This is a genomic window from Algoriphagus sp. AGSA1 (assembly GCF_021390545.1).
GTDB lineage: Bacteria > Bacteroidota > Bacteroidia > Cytophagales > Cyclobacteriaceae > Algoriphagus.
This window is the reverse complement of record NZ_JAJUWR010000026.1, coordinates 49,292-68,490: the sequence shown is the minus strand read 5'-3', so window position 1 is coordinate 68,490 and position 19,199 is coordinate 49,292. Positions and strand designations below refer to the sequence as shown.

At 44.0% G+C, this 19,199-nt stretch carries 12 protein-coding genes; 7 read left to right on the top strand and 5 right to left on the bottom strand.

Annotated features, from left to right (window positions below; translation table 11 throughout):
- Position 1 precedes the first annotated feature (1 nt).
- From LZF95_RS19110 to LZF95_RS19080, 7 genes are all read left to right on the top strand, one after another.
- Entirely contained in the window at positions 2-904 is a 903-nt protein-coding gene (locus LZF95_RS19110) for a sugar phosphate isomerase/epimerase (protein WP_233756633.1), read from the top strand.
- Between the two features lie 39 nt (positions 905-943).
- Positions 944-2,056 (top strand): Gfo/Idh/MocA family oxidoreductase, encoded by a 1,113-nt coding sequence (locus tag LZF95_RS19105; RefSeq protein WP_233756632.1) that lies wholly within the window; start codon positions 944-946, stop codon positions 2,054-2,056.
- Positions 2,057-2,190: 134 nt separating this feature from the next.
- Complete coding sequence (locus tag LZF95_RS19100) at positions 2,191-2,661, top strand: c-type cytochrome (protein WP_233756631.1); 471 nt, start codon at positions 2,191-2,193, stop codon at positions 2,659-2,661.
- A gap of 468 nt (positions 2,662-3,129) precedes the next feature.
- Positions 3,130-3,870: an AraC family transcriptional regulator gene (locus LZF95_RS27695; RefSeq protein WP_233756630.1), complete on the top strand. Its 741-nt coding sequence runs from the start codon at positions 3,130-3,132 to the stop codon at positions 3,868-3,870.
- A 13-nt stretch (positions 3,871-3,883) separates the two neighbouring features.
- Positions 3,884-5,404, top strand: a complete 1,521-nt coding sequence (locus tag LZF95_RS19090) for a gluconokinase (RefSeq protein ID WP_233756629.1) — start codon at positions 3,884-3,886, stop codon at positions 5,402-5,404.
- A 379-nt stretch (positions 5,405-5,783) separates the two neighbouring features.
- Complete coding sequence (locus tag LZF95_RS19085; RefSeq protein ID WP_233756628.1) at positions 5,784-9,047, top strand: SusC/RagA family TonB-linked outer membrane protein; 3,264 nt, start codon at positions 5,784-5,786, stop codon at positions 9,045-9,047.
- Positions 9,048-9,051: 4 nt separating this feature from the next.
- Positions 9,052-10,605: a SusD/RagB family nutrient-binding outer membrane lipoprotein gene (locus LZF95_RS19080; RefSeq protein WP_233756627.1), complete on the top strand. Its 1,554-nt coding sequence runs from the start codon at positions 9,052-9,054 to the stop codon at positions 10,603-10,605.
- 556 nt (positions 10,606-11,161) lie between these two features.
- On the opposite strand, the gene LZF95_RS19075 is transcribed toward LZF95_RS19080, so the two are convergent.
- From LZF95_RS19075 to LZF95_RS19055, 5 genes are all read right to left on the bottom strand, one after another.
- Positions 11,162-12,289 carry an endo-1,4-beta-xylanase gene (locus LZF95_RS19075; protein WP_233756626.1) on the bottom strand — a complete coding sequence of 376 codons (1,128 nt, stop codon included), beginning with the start codon at positions 12,287-12,289 and terminating at the stop codon, positions 11,162-11,164.
- Positions 12,290-12,703: 414 nt separating this feature from the next.
- Entirely contained in the window at positions 12,704-13,825 is a 1,122-nt protein-coding gene (locus tag LZF95_RS19070) for an alpha/beta hydrolase-fold protein (protein ID WP_233756625.1), read from the bottom strand.
- Between the two features lie 367 nt (positions 13,826-14,192).
- Positions 14,193-16,331 carry an endo-1,4-beta-xylanase gene (locus tag LZF95_RS19065; protein WP_233756624.1) on the bottom strand — a complete coding sequence of 713 codons (2,139 nt, stop codon included), beginning with the start codon at positions 16,329-16,331 and terminating at the stop codon, positions 14,193-14,195.
- Positions 16,332-16,349: 18 nt separating this feature from the next.
- Positions 16,350-17,378 carry a DUF5627 domain-containing protein gene (locus LZF95_RS19060; RefSeq protein ID WP_233756623.1) on the bottom strand — a complete coding sequence of 343 codons (1,029 nt, stop codon included), beginning with the start codon at positions 17,376-17,378 and terminating at the stop codon, positions 16,350-16,352.
- 55 nt (positions 17,379-17,433) lie between these two features.
- The gene (locus tag LZF95_RS19055) at positions 17,434-19,191 is read right to left on the bottom strand and encodes a RagB/SusD family nutrient uptake outer membrane protein (protein WP_233756622.1); all 1,758 of its coding nucleotides are present in this window, start codon (positions 19,189-19,191) and stop codon (positions 17,434-17,436) included.
- Positions 19,192-19,199: the final 8 nt, after the last annotated feature.

The window sequence follows — 19,199 nt, the reverse complement described above, 5'->3', positions numbered from 1 at the left end:
TATGGCGTTAGATGTAAAATTTGGGGTAAGCACCTGGCTTTGGACATCCCCGTTTTCAAAAGAAACGCTGCCATTACTATCCAAAATAAAAGAGTACGGTTATGATGTCGTGGAGATCCCGGTGGAAGATCCCTCGCTGATCAATATTAATGAAGTTAAACAAGCACTAAATGACAACGGCCTTGAAGCTGTGATCTGCGGGGCATTTGGCACAAGCAGGGATCTGACCAACGAAGATCCCAGCTTCCACCAAACCAGTTTTGATTACCTAGACGCTTGCTTTGATATAGCAGCTGGTCTGGGTGCAAAATTCGTCGCTGGGCCAATGTATTCGGCAGTGGGCAAAGCCCGCCTGGTCTCCCCGGAACAAAAGAAAGTCGAATGGGACCGTGCAGTAAACAACTTGAGAATAGTCTGTGCAAATGCAAGAAAATCAGGTCTGGATATCGCATTGGAGACCTTGAACAGATTTGAGACAGACCTGATCAATACCTGTGAGGAACTGATGAGACTCATTGCGGATATCAATGAGCCGGAAGCAAAGGTGATATTGGATGGGTTTCATATGAATATAGAAGAACCCGATGTAGAAGCTGCTATCCGACGTGCAGGAGATAAGTTGATCCATTTTCAGGTATCAGAGAACTACCGTGGCACTCCTGGCACTGGACAAACCCGCTGGGACGCATACAAGAGAGGCCTTGAAGCTATCAATTATAAAGGCGTAATATCCATTGAAAGCTTTACTCCAGAGGTAAAAGAATTGGCAGGCGCAGTTTGTATCTGGAAGCCACTGGTGCCTTCTCAGGATGGCTTTGCCAAAGAAGGGTTGGAGTTCCTTAAGAAATGGGCCGCAGAGGAATCTTATATCCAAAATAGACTGAAGTCTGAAGCGATTAAGTAAAAAGAAATAACCTTTTTAAACCTATCAACATAGAAAACCATGAGTAAAAGACCAATCAACATAGCCATCATAGGGCTTGGATTTGGAGCTGAGTTTATTCCGATTTACCAGAAGCACAAATTGGCAAACATGTATGCGATTTGCCAGCGAAATAAGGAAAAGGCTGAGGAGATCGGCAAAGCCTTTGGCATAGAAAAAGTATATACAGACTACGATGAGTTACTAAAAGACCCGGAGGTAGACGCGGTACATATCAATACCCCCATACAGAATCATGCTGAGCAATCGCTAAAAGCCCTACGGGCAGGGAAACATGTTGCCTGCACTGTACCTATGGCCACATCGGTGGAAGATTGTAAAAAAATCGTAGAAGAAGTTCAGCGTACAGGCCTGACCTATATGATGATGGAAACAGTGATCTATAGCCGTGAATTCCTATTCGTCAAGGAGATGTACGAGAAAGGTGAGCTGGGCAAAATCCAGTTTCTACGAGCATCGCACCAGCAGGAAATGGCAGGATGGCCAGGGTATTGGGAAGGCCTCCCTCCCATGCATTACGCCACACACTGTGTAGGACCAGTGCTCGCTCTGCCAAAGGCACAGGCTGAGTATGTATCCTGCCTCGGATCGGGTAGAATTGATGAGAATCTGATTCCAAAATACGGTTCTCCCTTTGCCATAGAAACCTGCCATATCAAATTTAAAGATTCTGACTTGGCAGCAGAGGTGACCCGGTCACTCTTCAATACGGCCAGACAATACAGAGAGAGCTTCGATGTCTATGGTTCAAAGAAATCCTTTGAATGGACGCTGATAGAGCATGAAGATTCTGTAATCCACACCGGGGAAACTCCGGAAAGGGTAAAGATACCGGACTATGCGCACCTGCTACCAGAAGAAATAGCTTCGTTCACCACAGCCGGAGTATATGACGGGGATGATAACCAGCATCTGTCCTTTATTCAAGGTTCTGGACATGGAGGTTCCCATCCGCACCTGGTAAATGAATTCCTAAACGCCCTTACAGAGGAGCGTGCCCCTTACCCTGATGCCAAACAATCCGCCAATATTACCTGTGTGGGGATTTTGGCTCATGAGTCGGCTATGGAAGGTGGAAAAATCATACCATTACCGGAATTCACTATAAGTTAATCACCATCCAATAAGAAGGGTTTGGGTACTAATCCCATTCCCTTCTCTAAAAATTTGTAAAAAAATCTTATTAATTCTCCAATTGGAATAGTCTTTATGGAATTTACCACTTGGATATTAATACGCTAAGCAAAATGAAAATTAAAATCTTATTGAAGTCGGCGACCATTATACTTGCTGTGCTTTTGTTCGCCTGCGGGAGTGAGGAAAAAAATGCTGAAAAATCTGTGGAAAAAGAAACTACTGTCTCGCCTCCTCCTACTGTGGTAACACCTCCAGCAGAAACAGAACCAGCCCAAGACAGTGCGGAAACTGAAGTAAAAGAAGAAGCAGTTGACGGACAGGCTAGCAAAAAGCTTACAGGCGAAGAAAAGATGGCAAATTCTGATTGCCTATCCTGCCACATGATGGACAGATTGGTAATCGGCCCTGCCTTTCTTGATATAGCGGCTGAATATGCAAACAATGAAGAAAATGTGAACATGCTCGCAAATAAAGTGATCAAAGGAGGCGCAGGGGTATGGGGAGAAACAGCTATGCCCCCACATGCGTCCCTTAGCGAAGAAGATGCCAAAGACATGGTTCGTTATATATTGAGTCTTTGATAAACACACTGTTAAATAGAAAAAGCAGTAAAATAGATTGGGTTACAAGACTAGAAAAGGTGGTAGAAGGTTCTGCCATCTTTTTTTTATGACAATATATTATTCCAAGAAGAACTTGTATCCACTAGACTTATTCACTAAATTATATATAATATGTAAAATAACCACCAAGAAACAATTTCAACTAAAGAGGATAAAGCCGAATGACAATCACTAGTCAGGGATACTTGATCTATAGTATTTAATCTTAAAAGTGAAATCCCATTTCATTGTTTTTATCCAAATGAAATTGATGTTAGTCCAGCAAGCTTCAATATGCCCCATAGCCCTTTTATATATTCAGCAAATAGCTCAAAGGAATTACAACAATTTCCCCAAATAAAGGAAATTGGTTTTAAAATAAACAATTCGATAAAGCTAAGCTCATTCGCCTTAAGTCGAGTACAGGATTTACGGATATATTTGATAGTGGATGGGAAATTTGAATGGGTAATCAATTCCAAACACGAGCTTCTATATCCAGGTGATGCCGCTATTATATTGCCCGGCCAAGAGATTGGAGGCTTAAAAGGATATATAGGAATCGGGGCATTTTATTGGCTACACCTGAAATTGAAGAAAACCGAACTGGGTAGCAAAATTGATTTCGGTAAATGGAGTAGATTATCGAAAAATGAAAGGAATATCATGTGGAAAATCCTGGCCATAAATAAATCCCCGGTCATAAGCACCTCTGAAATCATTCCCTACTTTCAAGAAATACGAAATGAAATCAGCGGGCAGGAGTTGGGATACGTCACAAGAGTAAACCACTTATTGGATTCGATGCTGATTCTCATCAGTAGGTTGCTGACCAGACAGGCCGGATCGAGAAGGGACTTTCCCCAGATATTCACCAACTTGGAAAAGAGCCTGAGGAAAAACCTTTCCCATAAGTGGACTGTGGAAGAAATGGCCGCTATGGTCGGTATGGGATCTACCACATTTACAGAAAAGGTAAAATCATATACAGGCTTCCCACCCCTGCACTATTTAATCAATATCAGAATCGCTGAAGCTATCAAACTTTTAAAGCTTCAAGAAGCAAATATTACCGACATTGCCTTGGAAACTGGTTTTTACTCGTCACAACATTTCTCTACGACTTTTAAAAGGCTTACCGGGCATACGCCAAATGAATTCAGAAAACAAAATTCTCCCAAGAATTAAAATAATAGAAAACATGGAATGTATTATCACCATAGAAATAGGAACAAATGCCGTTCGGATAATGGCATTTGACCTGGCTGGAAATGTAATTGGTTCATCCAAGGGCTCATATCCTACTTTCCATGTAGAACCGGACTACAGCGAGCAAGACCCTGACCAAATGTTTATCACCATGCTATATGTGATGAAAAACTTACTAAATGAGAAAATCCACCCTTTGAATTACCATATTATATCAATTTGTTTTAGTGCTTCCATGCACAGTGTTCTACCAATCGATAGACATGGCGCCCCCTTGGGAAACGCAATCACCTGGGCGGATAACCGGGGAAGAAAAGAGGCTGAAGATCTCAAAAACTCTGCGATAGGCAGCACAATATATAATTCCACCGGTACGCCCATACACCCCATGTCGCCCCTGATTAAAATCGCATGGCTCCAGGGTCAAGACCAGGAGCGATTCAGAAAAGCCTCCAAATTCATCACTATCAAAACCTACATAATCCAACAGCTGACAAAAGAATATTTTCTTGATTACAGTTTAGCATCTGCTACTGGGCTCCTGAATATTCATACCCGAAAATGGGAAGATACAGCCCTTGATTATGCAGGTATAACTTCTGATCGCCTACCAGACCTAGTGCCGGTATTCCATTCCCTAAGTACCATACGGAAGGAATATCAAAAATCTCTGGGTCTGCCAAATGGTGTGAAAATAATTGTTGGATCAAGCGATGGCTGTCTTGCCACATTAGGCGGAGGCGCATGGGAAAGAGACAAGGCTACCATCACAATTGAAGATAGTGGAGCCGTACGGGTTGTGAGCGAGACTGTCCTGGAAGACAGCAGGCAACGGCTTTTCAATTACCTATTGACTGATAAACATTATATCTCCGGAGGCCCAACAAATAACGGAGGAGTGGCTTTTGAATGGTTTGCCAAACAATTTGGAGATTTTAAAGACCTTTATGATATGGAGAACGTCATGCAGCGACTTGTTCACCAAGCGATGGATTCCCGTCCAGGTTCAGACGGTCTTTTGTTTTTGCCCTACCTCTTAGGGGAACGGGCTCCCATTTGGAATGCAAATGCGAGAGGGACGTATTTTGGGATCAATATCAAACATGAGAAACGGCATTTTATACGCGCAACTGTCGAAGGCATACTCTATGAGATTTACAGTATTGGCAAGACACTCGAAGACCATAGAACGATCAATGCCCTGACCGCAAACGGGAGCTTTGCTTCCATCCCCTTTTGCACACAGCTACTTGCTGATATTTTCAATAAACCTGTAAGCATAGGTGTGAATCCGGACAGTATTGCGCAAGGGGCATTTTTACTCAGTGCCACTGATCTAGGGATTTATGACTCTTTGGATAATGCCGCCAAATCTGTGAAGATGGCGACCACATTCGAGCCTTTCAGGCAAAACAATCCTATCTATATGAAGTATTTTGAGTTATATGAAAGATTAAGCATTAAACTCCGGGAAGAATTCTCTGATATAACACGTTTACAAAATGAAAATTGAAATAATTTTCCTCCCAATATAGCTTTGCTATAAAGCCAAGGAAGTCCGTAATCCACACTTCCGTTTTTTGAAGTAGTGATTAGTATCAACTCACTTTTTTTGGTAGTATTACTATTTTTTAATATATCCAAACCTACTTTATGTATTTTTTTCAGACCATTTCTTCCCTGTTAGAATTTTATTGTTCAAAATCCTTCGACGGTCATTTTTAGAAGATTACAAATATAACTTTACATACATTTAAACACATTAAATCCAAACTCCTTTTTAAATCTATATATAGAAATAAACATCTCTAAATATAAGAGAAATTTGGAGTAACAAGGTTTGATTTCCAATAGATATTTCAATCTATTTATTAACAATAAAACCCAATCAAATGAAAAACAACTACTTGTTGTACGGCATTGCTGTGCTCGTGCATCTAGGTGTATTGTCCCTATCAGGGCTAGTACACGCATCCACAGATCTAAGTAATAGTATCTCAAACCTTGTATTATACGAACAGCCCCCCAATCAGGATCTTGCGGTGATTTCCGGTAAAGTGACTGATGAAAATGGAGAATCCATACCGGGAGTTACCGTGCTTATCAAAGGCACAACAATAGGTACCACCACCGACATCAACGGTGAATACACTATAGAATTTGAGGAGGAAAACAGTACCCTGGTCTTTTCTTTTATCGGGTTCACTACCCAGGAAATCCCGACGGCGGGAAAATCCATCATCAATGTGACGCTGGCAATAGATGAGAAATCACTTGAAGAAGTGGTGGTAACCGCATTGGGAATAGAAAAGGAGTCAAAAAAACTGGGGTATTCGGCCACATCGGTAAATACAGATGAGCTAGTGACCAACCGGACAACCAATGTAATGGAGTCGCTGGAAGGAAAAGTAGCAGGACTTAATATAACTCCTCCCGCGGCTGGTGCCGGTGCAAGTACCCAGATCAGACTGAGGGGACAGTCGGCTTTTGCCGGGGCCAATAACGCACCACTGATAGTGATCAATGGACTCCCAATGGACCAGGGGGCTAGAGGGGTAGATGGCGGCGGCCAACAACGGGACCGTGGTGACAACCTCCAAAATATCAACCCCGATGATATAGAAAGTATGACCGTGCTCAAAGGCGCTACTGCAGCAGCAATTTATGGAGCCAGAGCTGCCAATGGAGCAATCATAATCACAACCAAAGCCGGTAAGGGAGGGACAGGCATAGGAGTGGATTTCACCTCTAGTTATACCAGTTCCCAACCGCTAAATTTTATGGATGAATTGGTTCAGACAGAATATGGGATCGGGACTGGCGGGATCAGGCCCCAGACACAGGGTGACGCACAGTCTTATGGGCAGTTTGGCTTTGGCGAAAGATTGGACGGAGTACCTACCATAAACTTTGATGGTGAAATGCGCCCCTATTCTGCCTATCCATATCAACTGTATGACTTTCTGCAAAACGGATCAAACTGGACAAATACCATAGGTATTTCAGGAGGCACCGGAAAGGGAAGTTTTAGGGTGTCTTTTTCCAATGTGGATGCAAAAGGCATCCAACCTATGAACGAATACACCAAAAGAATATTCAATGTGGGCATCAACCACAGCCTATCTGACAAACTTAAATTTCAGTTAAACATCAATTATGCCAACGAGTACAATCTGAACCCACCACAAATCGGTACCCAAGGTGATGGCGCCATCAACTTCTTCAACAGAATGGGAATATCCACTCCTATAGCCGCATATAGAGATAACGCCGTGGATCCGGCCAGCGGTGCAGAATTGCGGACAAATGGGTTTCTTGGAACCATCAACAATCCATATTACCCACTCCAAGGTGGTCAATATTTCAAAGAAAGAAGAAACAGACTTTTGGGCACCGCTACCTTACGGTATGAACTAACCGACTGGCTCTATGCCCAGGGAAGGATAAACTATGATTATGGAACTGCGTTCACTGAATGGAACAGGCTGAATGGCACAGGATCGGCCACGTTATTCCAGGACGATGGAACCTACCGTGGCAATTACGACATAGCGCAGACTATCACCACAGATATCAATGCTGACTTTTTAATCGGAGCAGATAAGACCTTTGATAAATTCTCTGTTGAAGCAAGTTTTGGAGGTAACACCTGGCGGCCGCAGTGGCAAAACAGCACCCAGACATCCAGTAATTTTGTGGTGGCAAACCTATATTCTATTGCAAACGGAACCATCAGAAACCAAGGTTATGGATTTTCAGAAAGCCGCGTAAATTCCTTGTACGGATTGGCTGAATTCGGATACAATGGAATGCTATACCTCAATTTTACAGGCAGAACCGACTGGTTCTCAGTATTAAACCCTGCTAATAACTCCAAATTTTACCCGTCCATTTCAGGTAGTTTTATTTTCTCTGAACTACTGACCAATGTCTCCTGGCTATCTTATGCCAAATTGCGGGGATCGTGGGCAGAGGTAGGGAGCACAAATGGAGTGGGAACCTACGAAGGGCTGTTGACATACAGCATAAACCAAAATCAGTTTAACGGTCAGACTTTGGCAGGTGTAAACGGTAATTTTGCCCCCAATACAAATCTGCAGCCATTCACGGTAACAGAAAAGGAAATCGGTATGGAAGTACGACTTTTCGACAATAGATTGTTGCTGGATGTAGGTGCTTTCGAAAAAATCACCACTGATCAGATTCTAGATGTAAAACTTTCCAATACTTCCGGATATACAGATTCCAAACAAAACACTGCTTCATTAAAAAACAGTGGATTGGAATTTCTGATTGAGTATGCTCCAATCGAAACAGCCAATTTTCGTTGGACGAGTAGTTGGAACAGCGCATATCTTACCACTAAGGTATTAGATGTAGGAAATGAAAGCGGTACCATGCTGGTGGTTTCCTTCAATGACACCGGAAATGAATTTCTTGGCCAGTTAAGATACACTGAGGGGTTACCCATGAACCAGCTATACACCCGGACTTACCTGAGAAATGAGAATGGTGACATAATGGTAACTGATCAAGGCCGGTTAAGAGCCACTAATTCCAATACCCCCGGAGGAGAAGACACCAATGGATTTCTACCGATCGGAAGCTCTATCCCTAAGCATACAGGAGGTTGGACAAACACGTTTACCTATAAAAAACTGAGCGTTGGTGTACATATAGATTACAAGTTTGGTGGAATGGTAATGTCCTCCACCCATCTGAATATGCTTAGACAAGGACACTCCATACTTTCCCTTCAAGGCAGGAGAGAGGGAGAAGATGGGCTAATATTTCCAGGCGTATATGACAACGGGGAACCAAACACTACAGTGGTGACCAATTTACAAGGCTTCTACGCTGACTATAGAAACCTACAAATCGGTGATCCATTTGTTTTCAAATCGGATTTTGTAAAGCTGAGAAATGTATCTATTTCCTACAACCTAACCGAAGCCATGAACAGCTTGTCATTTATGAAATTCGTGAAAGGTCTCTCCATATCAGCTGCAGCCAGAAACCTCGCAATTCTTTACAAAGATCTGCCTGGTTTGGATCCCGAAGCGGTACAATCTTCAGGGGACTTTAGGGCAGGTTATGAAAACTCTTCCCTGCCTACTACCCGAAATTTTAACGTCAGCTTAAATGTTAAATTCTAAAGCCATGAAATCATTCAAGCAATATATTCTATTGGTAACCACCCTACTCCTTTTGGGGAGCTGTGACAAGGATTTTATAGAAATCAATACTAATCCTTATGCAGTGACAGAAATTGACCCGGCTTTGTTGTTTGCCGGAGCCCAAAGAACTCATTTGGGAAATTGGACGGCAGAACATACCATTGTCCAGCAATTTGTAAATCCATACAACCAAGGTGCAACATTGGGATTTAATTTCAATGAGGATATAGATGGAGTAAGTAATCCCAAATGGGATCAATCCTACCCAGGCCCCATTAAGAACATGATGCAGGCCATGAGCCTATTAGGTGAGGATACCGAGCGAAGTAATCTGTACAATATGCTGAGGATATGGAAAGCCCAGGTATTCATGGGCTTGGTTGACTCCTATGGAGACGTACCCTATTTCGATGCCGGCAAGGCGGTTACTGAAGGGATATTCTTTCCCGCTTATGATGACGATGCGGTTATATACGAAGATCTGCGAAAGGAACTGACTGAAGCCGTATCAGCGCTGAATCCGTCTGCGGACTATGTGGCAGAAGATTTATTTTTTGGCAGCAACAGTGAAAATCCATCAGGAAATGCCTCAGCACAGGTAGAGCAGTGGAAGAAACTGGGCAATTCGCTACTTCTAAGGCTAGGTATGCGCTACTCAAAAATAGATGAATCCAAAGCACAAGCCATAGTGACCCAAGCATTTAATGCCGGTGTGATGACTTCCAACGCTGACAATGCCTATGTGAAATACGATGGAACCTTATATACCCAGAATGAAAACAGCAACTTGAGGAATTTCTCCTATTTCAATTATGCGGCTGAGCCATTTGTGAACCAACTCAAGTCAACAAATGATCCCAGAGGTCAATATATACTGGCCATTTATGAGGATCCTGCGGCTGTGGCAAATGATCTTGATCCAGATACTGAATTGGCTAACCAACATGGTGTTCCCGTGGGCGTGATCAGTACCGATCTGGCGGATCCAAATGGCCCTTACCGGGGAGCCCGGGGTGGTGGACTTGACTATTCCCAGATGAATATTTATTCAGTGGTGTCACCGGCGGCACCTGATTTTTGGGTTACGTATGCGCAGACATCTTTTCTGCTAGCCGAGGCCGCATTCAGAGGATGGATAGCTGGAAATGCACAGACTTATTACGAAAATGGTGTAAGAGCTGATTTGAAGGTATATGAGCTTTATCCTCAAACTGACCCGATCACTGATTCGGAGATCGAAACATACTTGGCCCAAGATGGAGTTGCATATAGTTCAACAGACGCCCTGAAACTTATCAATACCCAATATTGGATAGCAAACATCAGGAATGGCACGGAAGCTTTCGCGAATTTCAGAAGGAGCGGATTCCCTGAACTAAGCCCAAATCTCTCCAACAATAATCTTCTAGGTGGGTTTGCAAGACGACTGTCCTATCCAGACTATGAAGGTTCTACCAATACGGAAAATTACACTGCGGCATCTGAAGCTATGGGCGGAGACAATTTACTTTCCAGGGTATTTTGGGATATTCCCTAGATTTCTGGTAGAGTACACATAGCACCAATGTTCTTCTCAAAGGACATTTTTGGTAAAAAATCGGGTTTTAACTCTAAAAAGGTGACAGAATGTTCTGCCACCTTTTTTTCCGAAAACTGATAACGCTATGAATCAATTTCAAACCAACTATTTTCTACATTGAAAATCTTGTATGGTGTTTAATAGATATCATCCACCCCTATGGGACTTGTCAAATCATATTGCAATTGAAAATTCCAGAGGTTGAAAACTCTGACTAGATTATGAATCATCCCGATGCGACTCACTAGTTGATTTATCGGAACATAGCCTATGATTTGTCACTGGAGAGCAGCCAGGCTATAGGGTGCAATAGGTATGGTAATGATGCCGTGGGCCTGCCAGTAGGAAATCATGGTCTAAATAAATTAATCTAATCCCAGCCCACTAGTGGCCTTAATAAAAACAAGAGGCCCATTTTCTTTGTGCAAAACAGATACTTTGGGTTTGCAACAAAAACAGCGGGCCTCTCATGGAAACTAGTATATTGTCTTATCAGGTTATTAATATTATCCGTTCAATTTTTAGGTTGACTTTTTACCACACTGGCTATTTTTTCGATCACATCAGTTTTAGGATCCAGATTTCTGTCGAATAACAAAGGATAATTTGTCCTGCCACGAACCGGGAAATTGTTTAGCCAGCTGTTTCTATCTCCTAATCCCCAGAACGTAACTCTTGTAATCTTATCTTTATGCCTTTCATAAATCTCAAAGATATCGGCATATCGCTTGGCTAATCTGGCCTCTGCTTCCGGAGTGATACCATCTTTGAAGGGATTATACTCATCCGAATTGGCAAAGTTCATATTGAGATCCGCACCTTCAGCTCTCCTCGGTCTTGGAAGTACATCGACATCCAGTTCAGTGATCATCACCTTGAAACCAGCTTCGTGGATGTCAATAATTCCCTGCTCGATTTCTTCCAAAGTCGGGGTGTCAAGTTGATAATGTCCCTGCATTCCTATCGCATCCACTTTGATTCCTTCCGCCACCATTTCTTTGGCGAAGTCAAGAATCCCTTTACGCTTGGATGCTCTCCATACATTGTAGTCATTGTAGTATAACTCTGCCTCCGGATCCACCTCATGAGCCTTGCGGAAGGCGGCTTTCATAAAGTCCTTTCCGGCTATTTTATACCAATCGGACTCCCGATAAGACCCATCTTCATTAAACGCTTCATTGACTACATCCCAACCATGGATTTTACCCTTATATCTCCCTGCAACAGTTTCAATATGCTCCTCCATCCTGTTGATCAATGCTTCCTTTGACAGCTTTTCCTGATTCTCATCCACAAACACCCAACGCGGGACCTGCTGATGCCAGACTAGGCAATGGCCAATAGTGAACGCTCCTATTTTTTCACCCAGCGCGACATATTCGTCACCAAATTCGAAATTGTACCGATCTATTTCAGGATGCACCAATTGCCATTTTAGGCCATTTTCCGGGCTTAGACTATTGAAGTTATTCTGAATAACAGCATTGACTTTCTCATCAGAACTGTTCACTTGCCATGAGTTAAGTGCCACCCCGATGTGGTAGCTTCCTGAGAATATGTCTTTCAACCCCTCATTTTTCGGAGGATTGGCCGAAAACAGTAGGCCAAGTAATACAAAGGTAAATGAGCTTTTTAATATCATAGTTAAGATTATTTATAATGTATATCCGCTTTTCTACCAGTAATCAGGGTAAAGAATAATAGAATTTGGTTAACGCTAGCATTTAGGCCGCTTCGGTCACCCGTCTTCAGTCTTCTGTCTGGCTGAGCAAAGAAATTATGGCTACTGGCATCATTCCGTATATCCATTTTATTTATAGATTTGAATCAATTGGATTGAATTTTTCATGAGTGGAGCAGCTCCCAGATTCTCCTGTGAAATTATTTATTACGTATATCCGCTTTTCTGCCAGTAAAACAATAAAAGCATCATTGGATTCGGAAAACACTAGCGTCAAGGCCTCTTCGGTCTTCCGTCCAGTAAAGCAAAGAGAATATGGTTACTGGCATCATTGCGGATAATCACATTATTTATTACACCGGACTGATTTAACGATCATTTTGAAAACAACATGGGAGCCAACTCATATAAGCTCCGTCTCCAAGTCTGGAATTCATGGGCAGTACCTTCAGATACATAGGAGACGGCATTGAAACCGGCTTCTTTCAAGGCCGTGACCGCAGTTCTCACCCGGTCAGGGTTTTCCTTGCTTCCTGCACTAATAAAGATCAAATCCGGCTTAGGGGAGTCCTTCAATTCTTCGGGGGTATAGATTCCTCCACTGAGCAAAGCATAACGGGAAAAAACCTCTGGCCTGTTCAGTGTAATCGAATGAGTTTCCATTCCCCCCATAGAAAGTCCGGCCATAGCCCGGTGATCCTGGTCAGCAATTGTCCTAAAATTGGCATCCACATAAGGAATCAATTCATCTACCAGCACAGTCTGAAAGGGCTCGATTTTGAAATCTCTCAATCCTCCAAACTTCACTTCATTGGTCATCCCGTAGGTCATCACGATAAGAAAAGGATCGATTTTTCCTTCAGCAATCAGGTTATCCATAATGAGATTCGCATGCCCCTGATTGCTCCAGGCTGTCTCATCCTCACCCCACCCATGTTGTAGATAAAGCACAGGATACCGCTTGGATGATTCCGCACTATATCCCGGAGGAGTATAGACAAATGCCCTTCGAGAGGTATTGGTACTAGGTGATGGGAATAGAACTTGCTGAACATGGCCATGGGGAACATTCTTAAGCGCATAAAAGTCCTGGTCATGTGCGGGGATTTCTATGCCACTTTCCCAACGGGTAGAACCATAGTAATTTTGGGCACCGGGATCATTGAACACCCCTCCGTCTATGGTAAGGTGGTAGTAGTGAAACCCTTCGTCCATGGGGCCTGCCGTAGTCCCAGTCCAGACTCCCTCGGCATCCTTGGTGAGGTCAGTCCCTCCTCTACCCCCTAGCCCCAAACTCACATTGACACTTTGGGCATCCGGAGCCTCTACCCTGAACCGGGCATATCCCTGGGAATTTACCTGGGGGTACTCCTTACCCGGCTGGTTCTTGGATGAGGGCTTGAAATCCTCCTTTATCGGAGGGTTTTCCATCTGGGAATAGCATATTGAACTACTGAAAGTCAAAATGAAAATTAAAATAAATGGAATCTGTTTCATGGTTATTTAGGTTTTAGGTTTGATTTAAATGTGTTACATAGTTGTTTTTTTACTGAAAAAGCATTTTTGAATCTAAAGACGTACTTTTCAACATAAATTTACTTTATCTAATCTACTGATTTTAAATACTATAATTAAACAAAAGACATACTAAATCCTTTACCATTCTCAATAAAAACATTCATCAATTGGGGCTTCACAACGGAGATGAAAGAATAACTTTCTTTATTTATGAAATCTACGCTGATCTGCGTCTTTAGCTACGAAAAACCTGCCTGGACGACAGTCAGGTCTGCGGGAACTATTCTAGACTTTCAGAAAAAAGGCCTATGCACAGCATCCGTGCACAGGCCAGTTTCAAACCAAGCTACATTCCTTCAAGCCCTTCAGCAAATCCGGCGTAAGCAGGCTTTCTGTTCAGGTTGATATCCCAAAGCCCCTGTTTTTCCCCCGGAAGCCAGTTGGCATTATCCGGGCTATCGGTAACTCCCCAAACAGTAATTCCATAGCGTTGTGCCGCGGGGATATGTTCCGCATACATTTCTGCCACGAACTTGTACATCTCCCGCTGTAGCTGAAGTGCTTCTGAGGAAGGGTTGGTAGAGTTTACCCGCACGTCCAGCTCAGATACTTTGATCAGTTTTCCGGTTGCGGCCAGCATTTTGAACATGGAGACAATCTTCTCCTTGTCCGAATCTATGCTGATGTGCATTTGTGTACCTATACCATCCACCGTCACACCTTTGTTTTCGATATACTTCACATAATCGATCAACCCTTGGCATTTTTCCAGGCTATACTCCAGATTATAATCATTCACAAACAGAACATCATCAGGGTTCCCGTATTGCTCGGCCAGTTCAAAAGCCTTGACGGCATAATCCTTGCCAAGGTAATCTTGCCAAAAGAAGAGGTCGGCAGGCATATCAGACATACCGATTCCAGATTTAAGCTCAGAAGGATTAGCGTCATCCATTGGCTCATTCACTACATCCCAGGCTTTTACATAGTCCTTGGAGGCTGTCAGCATCCCCTCCATCCACCGCTCAAATTCCCCTGTAACAATGGAAGACTTCTCCTCCTCGGTTTTGGGTACCAAAGTAGTGGATCCACCTGTGGCCTCTGCGCTGCTCAGTACTACGTTGTCCAGATAGACTGTGCCGGCAAATTCCCCGTAAGAAATGACAAACCGCTGACGGTCAGCCGCTGTCACCATGGTAGTCAGTTGCACCTGTTTCCACTCCTTAGTCACCCCTACCTGTCCAAAGCCATTGGAAGAATAATCCGGGCTCTGGAGCTCAGGTCTGATGATGCCTTCCGCATCGCCTTTCACCCAGAATGACAATTTATATTCCTGCCCATTTGCCAGAGGTTCGGCAAGCTCATAAGCCGTCTGCACCTCCCAGAAACCTCCCGTAATAGAAGGGTTTGTGACGTAGAAGGCTTTGCCCGAACCACCAAAACCCATCCCATCCTCCGTGATGCCTCTACTGGAATCATTGCCCCAGCCACCCCATCCGGTACCGTTCTCAAAATCCCCGTCGGCAATCAAATTGCTGATCACTGGATCCCCGTTTGTATCATACACATATAGATTATTGATATCAATGGAGTAAGAGGAGGAAGGTATATAGCCGAAATTAAATTTCATTTTAAAAGAATCCCCTTCAAAATCGCTGACCTTAAATCTGATTTCCTGCCAGGAAATACTAGTTTCGAATGCGGTGCTATCCACTCCGGTATCCATCCAGTCGATTTCCGGGTTATTATCAGTCAGCCCTTCGAAAGTAATCCCGCCCAGACCAGGGGCATCAGATTTGACATAGACGATCACCTCATACTCCTTTCCCGCAATCACGGGAATAGCGGGAGTGATCAACTGTACGCTTTCAGGGGAAGAACCGGAACCTGAAGTAAGTACAAAGGCATCAGTACCCTCTCCCATTCCTTTTCCCAGTCCAATTTCCACATCTCCGGTAGTCTCCCAACCTTCCCATTCCCCGTTCATAGGTGCTGACAAGTCCAGATCATTTTTGAAAGGAGGTGAGACCACGATCAAAGGTTCTAAAAGACTGTTTAGATAGGTTGCGTTTTGGTTGGCATGCCAGACTAGGGTATGTCCAAATATACTTGTCCCGGCAGCCTTGGCCGCTTCGATAGTGGCATTCAGGCCTGAAAAATCCATATTTCCATTGGCTTGGACTATTGCGCCATGCTTCATGCCATAGCCGGCGGTGATCTCATCGAAGTTGCTGTTGATAAGCCGGTACATCACTCCCCTGCTTGAGTATTGGGACATTTCCACCGCACCCCCCAACTTGAAATTGGGATAGGCAACAGAGTCCACATAAGTGCGCAGTACTCCATAAGCATTCAATTCCTCTTGGGCAGCTATGCTTGCCGGCTTCTCCACCTGATAATTATCTGTTTCTATATGCTCCACGCACGAACCAAGTCCTGCTGAAATAGCTAAAACGCTAAAATACTTGACATACAATTGTTTCATGATTTTACTGCGTTTAGGTTAGTTGTTCATCAATAAAGGAGTGAAGGTCTCGAAACCAACTCCCCTGTCCCGAACCACCAAGGTATCCTTGGTTTCCACTTGCATCTCAGGTAGGTTGATCTGGTACTCCAGGTATAGCACATCTCTGTCCTGGTTTCCCCAGCTGTTCTTTTCTCCTTTGGAGATAAACTTTCCTGTCCCGCTTGCGGTATAACCGTTTCTCAAAGCGGAGACGGTACAGTTTCCGGCTTCATCGAAGGTCAAAAGCAGATCCGCAGGGATATTCTCCCCGTCTTCTCCAGGAAACGCAAGGGGGAATTCCACCTCGCTCATGGATATGGTATGAAGCGAATTGATCTCATCATTTACTACGAAGTCGGCGTGACGGACTACCGTTTCGTCCAAAGAGCCTCCGGGACTCTTGATCACATCCTGCCCCCTTCGCAGATAGTTTCCATGCCAAGGGTTCACATATTTCAAAGCATACAACACGAAATCCTTAGGCTGTACTGCCCAGTTGTTAGGATTATTTCTGTTCGGATTGTCTGCTTGGGGCACACCGGAAAGAATAGAATCTGCATTGTTGATCTGCGTGATTCTCAGAGGCAGCACATAGGTGTTTTTGATTGATTTGGGATCATTGAAAAACCCACTGTTCAGCTGGATCTCCACTCCGCCAGTCACTTCTCCTTTGGGGATTACAATGCTTTCGGCAGCCAACTGATAATATTCTGAAGGAAGAGTCTCCACCACGCTGCCATCTGTATCAAACATCAGCCCTTCAACAAGGCTCTCGTCCACGGTAAAATCCAGATGGACATCCTGAGGTGAGGAATATACCCCTCCCGTAGTGGCGACAATTTTAAATTTCCATTCGTTGTCCAAGGCTGTCCCAAAGATATCATCGCCCAAAGTCAATGTTCTTACCGGATACTGGTATGCAAAATAGACTGTCTGATAATCAAAGTTCGGGAAATCCCAATCTTCATTTTTACAGGAAAACAGGAACAGGCAAAGTGCCAATATTTTATAAGGAATGTATTTCATAGTTGCTTGTGATTAGGTTCATCAAAGGTGACCATCGTACTTAATTCTATCGTGATCACCATCCGTTATTTTGCTTGAGTTCGGAAAACTTCAAGGTTTCACTGTACGGAATAGGACCATAGATCATATGATCTTGGTACACCCTATTCTCCACATTCATCGGATCATGGTTTCCTTCCCGTATGGTGATACCTCTGGCAGTCTCAGTGAGATTAGCATTCCATCTCCTCAGGTCCCAGAACCTAAATCCCTCAAAGCTCAACTCCAGTCTGCGTTCATTGCGGATGAGTTCACGCATGGCTGCCTGGTCATTGCGTACAGATTCCAGATAAGGGTCTCCATTCTCCAACCCGATTCCGGCTCGTTGACGTATGGCCTTGATCACATCATAAGCGGAATATCCCGCAGTGCCTGTTCCGGAAGGACCATAAGCTTCGTTCGCCGCTTCCGCATAGATCAGGAAAATCTCGGTATATCTGATTCTCGGCTTTACATGCACTTGCTGGTTGGTAGAATTGGGATTGAGATTCACATCTTGGCGAAGAAGCTTGCGGAGGTAATAGCCTGTTCTTGTGGAAGTTTCCACTCTATTCAGCGCATCATTATTTCCTCCGTCTATAGCCGTAGTGATCACACTGTTATTAGGCCCGGCAGTGCTTCCGTTCACTACCACAAAGTGTCTCAGCCGGGGATCTCGACCTGAATAAGGGTCTTGGGGATTATAGCCACTTTCCTGTGCCCCAATAGGATACCCGTTCACCATAGGAAAAGCATCTACAAAATTTTGGGTAGGATTGATCAGCCCATTGCCAAATAATGTTGGCGGGTAGTTGTCCTGTTCCAGATTGTTGCTTGGTCCAATGGACGTCCTCCACAGGATCTCGGCAGGATTCACCCCTCCTCCCAGAGAATTTAGTTCAGATGTGTTGGTAAACCAGGTGACTCCATTCGGAGCCAAACCGCTTACCCCACCGATGGTGTTCAGGATGTACGCGGCATGATCCGCGGCCGTCTGCCACTTCTGTACATCGCCACTGGGATTAAATGCCGGACTGGCGGCGAGCAATGCCGCCTGAGCCATGACCGCACGGACAATTCTGCCAGATACCAGCTGTATGGCATCATCGCCAAATACCCTGTTGTATTGGCCAGTCCCGGCATTTTGATATTTAACTGGAATGAGAGAAGGATCGGTGATATTTCCCAAATCCAGGGGAAGTAAATCAAGGGCACGATCAGCATCAGCATATAACTGCGCCATACATTCCTCAAAGGTGTTCCTGGGCAGATTAAATTCTGATTCTACATTTTGGGATTCTGTCAATATGGGGACTCCTAGTAATTGTCCATCGGCCAGTCCGCCGTGCGCCTGCAGCAGATAATACATAAATAAAGCACGCAGTCCATAGGTTTCACCCTTCAACCTATCCACGAACATCTGGTTTACAATAGGGTCAACCGCAAAATCCACACTATCCACATCTTCCAGCATCACATTGAGGTATTGGATAGCTGACTGTGCGCTTGTCCACCGAGATACGGGATCATTATTCGAAGCCCATTGACCTGTGGCCATGTTTAGAAAACCGTTAGTTGGATTGCTGCTGACGGCATCATCTGTGGCCATTTCACTATAGGTCCAGCCATTGGTGGGAATCCTCAGATAAGCGTTGATCAGGAGACCCTGTGCCAGCCGAGGTCTGTCCAGCATATCCTCTCGTCCCTGTATGTTTTCTATGGCCGGCTCAATCAGATCCTGACATCCGGAAAATATGAGGAGCATGCCAAAGAATAATAATATTTTAGTATTCATGATTTTGA

Excerpts from the sequence above, each read along its gene's own strand:
- LZF95_RS19110 (WP_233756633.1), top strand. The coding sequence starts at position 2 with ATGGCGTTAGATGTAAAATTTGGGGTAAGCACCTGGCTTTGGACATCC.
- LZF95_RS19105 (WP_233756632.1), top strand. The coding sequence starts at position 944 with ATGAGTAAAAGACCAATCAACATAGCCATCATAGGGCTTGGATTTGGA.
- LZF95_RS19100 (WP_233756631.1), top strand. The coding sequence starts at position 2,191 with ATGAAAATTAAAATCTTATTGAAGTCGGCGACCATTATACTTGCTGTG.
- LZF95_RS19090 (WP_233756629.1), top strand. The coding sequence starts at position 3,884 with ATGGAATGTATTATCACCATAGAAATAGGAACAAATGCCGTTCGGATA.
- LZF95_RS19085 (WP_233756628.1), top strand. The coding sequence starts at position 5,784 with ATGAAAAACAACTACTTGTTGTACGGCATTGCTGTGCTCGTGCATCTA.
- LZF95_RS19080 (WP_233756627.1), top strand. The coding sequence starts at position 9,052 with ATGAAATCATTCAAGCAATATATTCTATTGGTAACCACCCTACTCCTT.
- LZF95_RS19075 (WP_233756626.1), bottom strand. The coding sequence starts at position 12,289 with ATGATATTAAAAAGCTCATTTACCTTTGTATTACTTGGCCTACTGTTT.
- LZF95_RS19070 (WP_233756625.1), bottom strand. The coding sequence starts at position 13,825 with ATGAAACAGATTCCATTTATTTTAATTTTCATTTTGACTTTCAGTAGT.
- LZF95_RS19065 (WP_233756624.1), bottom strand. The coding sequence starts at position 16,331 with ATGAAACAATTGTATGTCAAGTATTTTAGCGTTTTAGCTATTTCAGCA.
- LZF95_RS19060 (WP_233756623.1), bottom strand. The coding sequence starts at position 17,378 with ATGAAATACATTCCTTATAAAATATTGGCACTTTGCCTGTTCCTGTTT.
- LZF95_RS19055 (WP_233756622.1), bottom strand. The coding sequence starts at position 19,191 with ATGAATACTAAAATATTATTATTCTTTGGCATGCTCCTCATATTTTCC.